Genomic DNA, 8,904 nt, shown 5'->3' with positions numbered 1-8,904 from the left:
TGTAGTCGTTGTGTCGGTACTATCACTTGTGGTCGTGGTATCTGTACCGCCTGTACCATTGTCGCTGATAAATATTTCGTTAGGATCCCAACGATTGGTAGCCGCATCTAAAATCACATTTGTCCCTATAATCGTACCGTCTTGGTTTTGAGTAATATGAATAGTGGCATTAGGCGCAAGTATCGTACCTTGAAAAGGAGCACTGATTGTCAAATCAGTCATCTCATTTCCGAAATTCCAAGAGATATTCGCATCCGAAAAATCTTCTGTTTCATGATTGGAACGATCGTTGTATTTGATTGGCGACTGTACGTTCAATGCAGAAGAACTGTTGATGACATTGAATACGACTACTTGATCACTTGGATTAATGATTTGAAGTGGCGTATTCATCGTTAACACTTCTGCGTCGATATTTACCAATAAAAATCGAGAATCTGATAGACCAGTCAAATCAATGGTTCGATTATTCATGTCTGGAAAATCCGCAGCAGTATATGTTTTAGCTGGGGTGGCAGTTGCAAGGTCATTTGCTGCTACATTCAATCTAGCAAACTCTTGCTCGAAATCAATATATTCGTTTCCATCACGGTCTTTATAGAAATCATCTGGAGTTAAGTGATCAAGCCTTGCTCCATTAACCGTAGGATGTCCATCTTGTAATGCTACATCCACATTACTACCAACGACAAATTTATTCATTCTTGTGTCGCCAGTAGGGATTCCAGAAGAATTAATGAAAGAATCAGTTTTTTGTATATAATTGATCTCTTGGTTCAATAAGCCTTCATGAAGCTCTGTCCCAAAATTATTATTTGCATCCAGTTCATGTGTTGCTATATTTCCGTCTGTATGGGCATTAACCGTTGTCTTGTTTTTGGCAAATACATGGAATTGACCAGCAATTCCCAGCAAACCATAGTTACCAGTTAAATCATTATAGACATTCCCAGGATCTTTAGGAAATGTCTCCGCTGAAACGGCCACACCATACGAAAAGATGTTGAACAATAAAGTAACTAATACTAATAAACTTACCCTTTTTTTCATCTTTTCCCTTCCTTTCATTTCAAACATTTTCCTATTATACTCTTTTTTTCCTAGGCTTAAACTGTTCGTTTAAAAAATCATTATTTATTTAAACAATATTAATGAATCATTCATTTTGTTGATTTTTGTTCAAGTGGAAAATAGAGAATATCTTTCTCTTTCAATCTCCAAACGATCATGCTAGTGACTGGAAAGTGTAAAAAGTGAGGGGGTGTAGTAACATATAAGTAGAAATCCTAGAGTTAGGAAAAAGCAAGTAGGATAAATAAAAAGGAGGAAAACAGATGAATTATTTAGATATGTTATGCGAGAGTGTGGACCGAGCATACGAGCGATTTGAACGCTTGTTTGAAGGCGTCTCTATTGAGGAGGCCAACCGATTTCCAGTGGAAGACAGAGCTCCGCAAATCAAATCAATGACTTGGCTGGCTTGGCATACCGCTCGAGAATTGGATTTCCAGATTGCTGATTTAGCCAGTACCTCTCCAATTTGGCACAGCCAAGACTGGGAAAGCCGATTTCCGATGACGATAGCAGATGACGAACAAGATTGGAAGCACAGTCTGGAACAAGCAAAACAAATCCAAGCTAATCAAGTAGAAGACTTGCTTGGATACTTGCGGGCTGCTTCTGATTCTGCTATTTCTTATTTAAGAGGGTTAGAACCTTCCGAACTAGATGAAGTAATTGACAAGAGCTGGACACCACCAGTCACGCGAGGGATGCGTCTCGTTTCTATTATTGATGACGCTGCCATGCACTCTGGTCAAGTGATTTATGCGAGACGTTTATTGGGATTGAAAGACTAAGACACTAAATAAAAAAGAACTTACGACAAAAACAAGTCGCAAGTTCTTTTTTGATTTCAGTTGATTGGCAACCACGATCTGTATAGTAGTAAGGAATGTACTAAATAATAGTGAAGCCGTCAGTAAACGTGATTTTCTATTTTTCATTTCAAATCCTTCCATTTTTCATTGTAATCGGTTACTATTTCGTCCTAATAAATAATCCAATAAGAAGGAAGTTTATTTAACTTTTCTGGTCATCCACATATTTCTATAAAAGGAAAAAACTGTTCTGAGGGTGTGTTCTTAGTCTGATAAAGTATTAGCAGGTAGGCAGTTTTATCGATAAAAACATTATGGAAAAACAAAAACAGAGCCATTTGTTTTTATAGAAAAAACAGAAAAGTTCTATCGATAAAAAACGGCAAAGGAGGAAGATATTCTGGTCAAACGACACAAAAAAAAGATCATCGCTTCCCTAGTAGTACTGGTAGTTGCACTCGGTGGCTTTTTTGTCTATGACCATTTCTGGAAAGAGCCGGAAGTGATCATGAATTTGAATAGCGGCGATCAATCATTTATCAAGGACATGTCAGAAGAAGAGTTGCGTGATTTTCTGCAAGATCAAGCAGACGAAGATTATGTTCGGCTGAAGTTGGATACGACGATGCATTTTGATACCTCTGACAAACCTGGGTCAGTCAATATCCAAAACCCGCCCAGTAATGAATACGCCATCGAAGTGACAACTTATATCGAAGGAGAAGACGATGAAATCTACATTTCTGGAGTGATCCAGCCAGAACAATATGTAAGTGAAGGCAAACTGTTGCGTAAAGTAGCTAAAGGAACATACAAAACGATCAGTACGGTCCAATTTTTGGATTCCGAAAAGAATGTAGTCGGAACATCTTCTGTCGTTGGAAAGTTAACAGTTGAAAGTTAACTGATAGCAAATATATATTTTTTAGGAGGAAAAGAAATGAGAGTCTCAAGAAAAATGTTGTTGCCGGCACTTGCATTAGTAAGCAGTGCGGCAATCGGGCAAACGGTAAGCGCTTATACATGGGTGGGTGGCGAACCTGATCCGAATACGGTTTACGAATCAGTCCAAAAACAAGATAACGCAACGATCCCAGCAGAAGGCACTTTTAAAGAGTGGGACCCAACTGATCCAGGACCAGGACCTGGGCCAACGGATCCAGTCGATTGGATCGATGTATCGATCCCGACAAAAGTCTTGTTCGGACAAACAGATGCGACAGAGGGTAAGGTCGTGGCACCAATCTATCAAATCAGAAACAATTCGACAAAAGGCGTGAAAGTCTCTGTGGGCAATTTCGTCAAAGGGCAAGATGCAGACAAAGTGCCGGAATTAGTGTTGAACATGGATAGTGTCAGCAGCAGTACATCTATCTCTTTAGTCAACCCAACGACTGCTCCGCAATTTCCACGCGAGTTAGTGACATTGCCGAACCAAAACGATGTCACAGAGTTTACTTTCTCTGGTAGCGTCGGAGCGAATTTCCAATTTGGGGAAGCCATCAACCCTAAATATGAGCTTGTCTTGCAATTTGAAGCAATAGGGGTATAAAAAAATGAAAAAAACAGGGATCCTTCCGCTGTTTTTCCTTCTGGGGTTTATCTGTCTATCAATAAGCGGTTTGGCAGATGCAGCAGAAAAAGAAAGCACGATCGAAGTTAGCGGACTGATCTATTCAGAAAAACCAACGGAACCTGGAACAGGTCCAAGTACAGATCCTGGAACAGGATCAAGTGCTGGGCCTGATACAGGCTCAACTGCGGATTCCGCAACTGATTCGGGAAAAAGTACCGGTGGAGATACGTCAGGAACATCCGGTTCTAGCGACACTAAAGGCAATCTGCCTCAGACGAATGCTGTAAGAACAAGCAGGTGGGTAACGGCAGCAGGTGTGCTGCTTCTCCTCGGTTCTCTTTCTTTATTAAGTAAAAAAGCCTTGCCTGGAGACACAGATGTTTAGACAAGCGTGCAAATACAAAAGAGAGAGGAGAGAAAAATGAAACTATTCAAAATACTAGCAGTTTTTACCTTACTGTTTTCCAGCATCAGCCCGACTACCCTTGTCTACGCAGTCTCATCTTTGACGCCTGAAAGTAGCGAGACAGCAAATGAAGAAACACCGACAGAACCAATAGCCGAACCGCAAGTGGAAGAAGCTCCTGCAGTAGTCGATCCTGTAGCAGAAGAATCATCCACGGAACCAACCACACCCGAACCGTCAACCGTCGAACCGCAAACAGAGCCAGCAGTTCCCGTACCAGAAACGGCTGTGCCAAGTCCGCAGATTGATCTTCCCAATCTTCCCCAATATCGCGGAGATTTGAGAAGGAATGGAGAAAGTTCCTATCAGGCAGCAGCCCAGCCTGGATTCAATGCGGGAGTCAGCAACTTATCGGAACTGGGTCCCAATGTAGGTGACAGTATTTCCTACAGCTTTACGATTCCGACTCATTCTCTCGTATATGGGAATGGCACTGACTGGATCGCGTATATTGTTGGTAATGGTAATATCGGTGTTAGATTTGTTGATAGGATGTACTATGGTCGATCGCCAAATCATACAAGTGATTATTCAACGACTTATCAGATCGGTCGCACGGAAGTCGTCGAAGTCGGGGGCGCTTCTGGTGATCTTAGTATTACGTCGAATCACACGATAAACAATAATGATTTCACGATGACGATGTCAGGGACGATCACTAGAACAAGAGCTAGCAACCGTACCGATTATCAGTTAACAGCTGGGATCCATAATCTTGTATTAGGTTCTACTGCCGTAGCTTCTGGTGGTGAGGTCCCTCCTACGCCTATAGAAGATGTGCCGATCAATTATCTGTCGATTGGGAACTTCACGGTCAATACTAGGGAACCAGAACCTACTGTAGAGATCACCGCCAATCCTGCCAATCCTTTTATTTTGGGTGTGCTTCCTCAGGAACACAAAGATAGTCTGATAGTAAGGGTTAATGGGAGCCTGTTGCCTTCTTCTGACCCAGATAGTTACGAGATCATTGAGACTAACTTAGGTAGCTTGGACGTGGTAGGGACAGTAGGATCAAAAAGTGCATGGGTGAGAATCCGTTATACGATGGATGGAACCGTTCATGAGAGTGAAAGAATACATTTCCAAATGCCTGTCGTATGGGGAGACAGTATCGTGTTTGGTGGAAGTGATCCAATAGCTATGAGGACAGTGGCTGCTTTCACCTTACATCATCGTGGAACAAGTCCAGTGATTACTGCAGTTACAGGAAGAAACAATTCGGGTTTAACTAATTTTGTGATAAATGAAAATTATTTAGGTCAAAATTACTATAATTTTTCTTGGTACAACTTGAGTCAAAAAAATATTCTTGATTTGACAAATGATTCCGCGGATCGAGCAGTCTCAGCAAGAGGAAATGCTAGAAACCAAGATATCTTGAATAGCTGGAATACACAAATCAACTATGTCAACTATGGTGATGTCGTCCGTTCATGGGTGGCAGACCCAGAAAAGAACGCAGTGACAAATTCAATGACAATAGATGCGCCATTTGTCTTTAATGGTGGAGAAGTCTACTATGAAATCACTACGAACGGCTACCGTAAATTGGACATCAACACATTGACACCGACAGAACAATCGATTGAACGTGGCGCTTCGCAAGCATCTTTAGATAGTCAAGTCAGTCGATTTCTAGACACTTCTGGCAAGGAGAACCTTCGAGTAGTGAGATTCCTGGATTATCCAGATACTTCTACTTTAGGAGAAAAGACTGGAGCAATCCAAGTCGAAGAAACCTTATCGACAGGAAAAACAGTGACATACGACTACACAGTACCATTTGTCGTGACTCCTAAACTTGAAGTAACGGCTAAGCCTGATAGTAAGGTATTGCTAGGAACAGATATGAATACAGTTGATCTACGTCAGTTTTTAGATGTCGAGGTAGATGGAGAGCAACTTGATGACGACAAATATGAAGTAGAAATGACTGCTGCGCCTATTGCTACAGATACCGTGAGCGTTGGAAGAGCACAATCGATTCGAGTCACTGTGAATGGGACAACTCTTTCTCAAGATACATCTATCAATATAGGTGTTATATGGGGAGACAGTATTGCGTTTGGTGGTAGTGATCCAATAGCTATGAGGACAGTTGCTGCTTTCACCTTACATCATCGGGGGACTCGTCCATCAATTACTGCAAGTAGAGGAATAAGACCTAACGAAGGCAACTTCATTATAAATTCGGGTTACTATGGGAGAGATTACTATAATTTTTCTTGGTATGACGTGAGTCAAAAAAACAATGTAGATCTAACGAACGATTCTGCTAATCAAGCAGTAACAGCGGAAGGAGGAGAACGACAGAATGATGTTTTAAACCGCTGGAGGACACAAACGGTCAACTATGGTGATGTCGTCCGTGCTTGGGTAGCAGATCCAACAAAAAATGCAGTGACAGAAAACGAGCAATTTGTCTCTAACGGCGGAGAAGTCTACTACGAGATCACAGCAAACGGTTACCGCGCGTTGAATATCAATAAATTGACTACATCAAGTCATATGATTTTACAAGGGATGACAGAGAGTGAATTAGACAGCCGATTAGCCGAGTTCTTAGATGTATCAAGTGTAGAGAACATCAACTTGGATAGATTTGTCCAGTATCCAGATACTTCTGTCATCGGTACGACAAGTGGAACGATCCGAGTAACAGAGACTTTATCTACAGGAAAAACAGTCTCCTATGACTATGAGATCACCTTTACAGTTGAAAACGCCCCTCCAACAGCTGATCCAATTGCGCAAGAATTGTATTTAGGAGAATCATTGCCAGATTCGCCAATGGATCTGCTAGAAAATGTATCAGATGACAGAGACGATCCGTCAGAGCTGAAAGCCACTTATCTAAACCGACCAAACATCGACCGCGTTGGAGAGATGACCGCTAGCGTTCAACTGGAAGATTCAGTGGGAGCTGTTTCAGTCATCGAAGTGCCGATTACTGTCAAGTGGGGAAGTACGATTTCTTTAAGAGGAAACAGTAATATTACTGTTGGAGCATACAGTTTGACGAAAAATGGAGATGGCACACTACATCTTCATTCGACATTTGGGGACAACAGCGTGTATCGAGATCGTCAAGTCCATCCTGATTATGGAAGTAGTGATTTTTATCATTTGGAAGTGTTCGACGGAGAAACCAGCATATATAAATATGCTGTCAGAGGAGACCAACTCATTGGAGATGCAATCAATGGATTCAATCACGGTAATCCTTTGGAGGTTTCTGTGGGTAACACGATCAGAGTTTTTTGTAGAGATTCTGATATCGATCGAAACAACTTAATGGTAAACGAAATAGAAAAAAATCACACTTACGAAACAGATTATGCTTACTATAGAGTGACAGAAGAGGGACTGGAACCAGCACCTGTTCTAGCAGCGAAATCACTGAAGCAAGACTTTGTCCTTGGTGAAAATATCACGGAGTTAAATCCCCACGATTTATTTGAATACGTTGGGTTAAACAACTGCGTAATTTCTTCTGATAAATACGAAGTCGAACAACTCATAGGTTTTGATACTTCCTTGGTAGGTACTCGTAATGCTAAAGTAAAGATAACATCTACTGTAGCTAATATTTCATTGGAAGTAGAAATACCATATGAAGTGAAATGGGGAAGTACGATTTCTTTAAGAGGACTTAGTGATCGTACAGTTGGCGCCTATAGTTTGACGAGAAGCGCAGATGGCACACTGCGTCTGCATTCGACATTTGGTGACAATAGAACGAATCAAGGTATGCAAGTCCATTCTTATTATGGAAGTAGCGTCTATTATTCCATCGAAGTGTTCGACGGAGAAACAAGCACATATCAGTATGAAGTCACAGGGAATGCGATTATCCGAAATGCAATCAATGGATTCAATCAAGGCAATCCGCTAGAAGTTTCTGCGGGGAATATCATCAAAGTCTTTCATGGGGAGTCCCACAGTCGAAGTCGATTGATGGTAAATGAAGTCGCGGAAAACTACTCCTTCGGTACACCTTTTTCTTACTACCGAGTAACGGACAATGGCTTAGTTCCGATCAAACACTTGGAAGCTGAAGCAGTCCCTCAGACATTTAACTTAGGTGAAAGCGTTGACGGACGTGACCTAAAAGAATTCGTTAAGGATGTGCAGGTAAATGGTGTAGCAGTGGATGCAAGTGAATATGAAATCTCGTTGCGTTCCGAAGTCAACACGACGTTGATCGATACGCGTGAAGTAGAAGTCGAAATACGCACGACGGACGGATTAGGCATCCTGAGAACAACTGTACCGTATGAGGTCAAATGGGGAAGTACGATTTCTTTAAGAGGACTCAACGATCGTACAGCAGGAGCATACAGTTTGACGAGAAGCGTTGATGGTACACTGCGTCTCCATTCAACTTTTGGGGATAACCGAGCGAACTTAGATACACAAGTTCATCCTTATTATGGAAGTAGTGTCTATTATTCGATCGAAGTACTAGACGGAGAAACAAGCACCTATCAATATGAAGTGCCTGGTAATATAAGTAACAGGAATGCAATCAATGGATTCAATCAAGGCAATCCGTTAGAGGTTTCCGCTGGGAATATCATTAAAGTTTACCATGCGGAATCCAACACCCGAAGCAGACTGATGGTAAATGAAGTTGCGGAAAACTATTCCTTTGGCACCCTTTTCTCTTATTATCGAGTGACTGACAATGGCTTAGTTCCAATCAAACAGTTGGAAGCTGAAGCGGCTCCACAAACGTTCAACTTAGGTGAAAGTGCCGATGGACGCAATCTAAAGGAATTGGTTAGAAATGTACGAGTAAATGGCACAGTCGTAGACGCAAGTGAGTATGAAGTCACCTTACGTTCAGAACTTGATACGTCATTGATTGGTACGCGTGAAATAGAAGTCGAAATACGCACGACGGACGGATTAGGCATCCTGAGAACAACTGTACCGTATGAGGTCAAATGGGGAAGTACGATTTCTTTAAGAGGACT

General features: G+C 41.7%; 5 protein-coding genes and 1 pseudogene. 5 read left to right on the top strand and 1 reads right to left on the bottom strand.

What is annotated here, in order from left to right; genetic code table 11:
* Positions 1-1,050 (bottom strand): annotated as a pseudogene (scm, locus tag HMPREF2988_RS13895) (collagen-binding MSCRAMM adhesin Scm); the annotation flags it as partial.
* Between the two features lie 284 nt (positions 1,051-1,334).
* Between scm and HMPREF2988_RS08095 the strand changes: the two are divergent.
* From HMPREF2988_RS08095 to HMPREF2988_RS08075, 5 genes are all read left to right on the top strand, one after another.
* Positions 1,335-1,859, top strand: a complete 525-nt coding sequence (locus HMPREF2988_RS08095) for a mycothiol transferase (protein WP_070770385.1) — start codon at positions 1,335-1,337, stop codon at positions 1,857-1,859.
* A gap of 529 nt (positions 1,860-2,388) precedes the next feature.
* Positions 2,389-2,784: a hypothetical protein gene (locus HMPREF2988_RS08090; RefSeq protein ID WP_202401275.1), complete on the top strand. Its 396-nt coding sequence runs from the start codon at positions 2,389-2,391 to the stop codon at positions 2,782-2,784.
* A gap of 36 nt (positions 2,785-2,820) precedes the next feature.
* Complete coding sequence (locus HMPREF2988_RS08085; RefSeq protein WP_002315812.1) at positions 2,821-3,432, top strand: hypothetical protein; 612 nt, start codon at positions 2,821-2,823, stop codon at positions 3,430-3,432.
* Between the two features lie 4 nt (positions 3,433-3,436).
* The gene (locus tag HMPREF2988_RS08080) at positions 3,437-3,841 is read left to right on the top strand and encodes an LPXTG cell wall anchor domain-containing protein (RefSeq protein WP_070770383.1); all 405 of its coding nucleotides are present in this window, start codon (positions 3,437-3,439) and stop codon (positions 3,839-3,841) included.
* A gap of 36 nt (positions 3,842-3,877) precedes the next feature.
* Positions 3,878-8,904, top strand: a 5,027-nt coding sequence (locus HMPREF2988_RS08075; protein WP_257243312.1) for a putative mucin/carbohydrate-binding domain-containing protein, incomplete at its 3' end; no start/stop codon positions are given.

Origin of the sequence: Enterococcus sp. HMSC061C05 (genome assembly GCF_001814765.1) — a bacterium.
Taxonomy (GTDB): domain Bacteria; phylum Bacillota; class Bacilli; order Lactobacillales; family Enterococcaceae; genus Enterococcus_B; species Enterococcus_B lactis.
Note: the sequence above shows the minus strand (reverse complement) of the source record. Positions and strands in the feature narration are given on the sequence as shown.